The sequence below is a fragment of the Photobacterium sp. NCIMB 13483 genome, from assembly GCF_003025475.1.
GTDB classification, from domain to species: domain Bacteria; phylum Pseudomonadota; class Gammaproteobacteria; order Enterobacterales; family Vibrionaceae; genus Photobacterium; species Photobacterium piscicola.
Window position 1 is genome coordinate 1 of the sequence record NZ_PYLV01000065.1, and the last position, 666, is coordinate 666.

2 tRNA genes and 1 rRNA gene are annotated in these 666 nt (G+C 41.1%); all 3 read left to right on the forward strand.

Annotated elements, in window-relative coordinates:
• Positions 1 to 84 (forward strand): 16S ribosomal RNA (locus C9I86_RS19865); the annotation flags it as partial.
• 73 nt (positions 85 to 157) lie between these two features.
• Positions 158 to 234: transfer RNA gene (locus tag C9I86_RS19870), tRNA-Ile, on the forward strand.
• A 44-nt stretch (positions 235 to 278) separates the two neighbouring features.
• Positions 279 to 354 (forward strand) — tRNA-Ala (locus C9I86_RS19875).
• Positions 355 to 666 lie beyond the last annotated feature (312 nt).

Consider the following 666-nt stretch of genomic DNA (forward strand, 5'->3'; position numbering starts at 1 on the left):
GCGTTTACCACGGTGTGGTTCATGACTGGGGTGAAGTCGTAACAAGGTAGCCCTAGGGGAACCTGGGGCTGGATCACCTCCTTACCTAAAGACTTATGCTGTTTTATGCAGTGTCCACACAGATTGCTTGGTTAAAATGTAGAACGTAAAAAGACTTGGGTCTGTAGCTCAGGTGGTTAGAGCGCACCCCTGATAAGGGTGAGGTCGGTGGTTCGAGTCCACTCAGACCCACCACTTTTTCTCCCAGAAAAAGTGATGGTATAGTCTTTTAAATCGTTGGGGTTATAGCTCAGCTGGGAGAGCGCCTGCCTTGCACGCAGGAGGTCTGCGGTTCGATCCCGCATAGCTCCACCACTTTCTAAATATATTCAAAGTAATGAATGTGATTAGAAAGTGGTTATCTAACGATGATTACATGTTCTTTAACAATCTGGAAAGCTGACTAGTAAATTTAATCGAAAGATTAATTTTAAAAATGTTTTTATTCTTTGAATAAAAACGAGTTCTCAAAACATACACATTCAAGTGTCTGTGTTTGCTTTCACTTTTTAAAGTGAAGACAAATAAATGAGTCCGGCGAAAAACCAATGTTTAATATTTTCTTGATCGGAGTATTAAACGCAAACCTTGGTTGTTTGAACATACAAGACCTCTTGGGGTTGTATG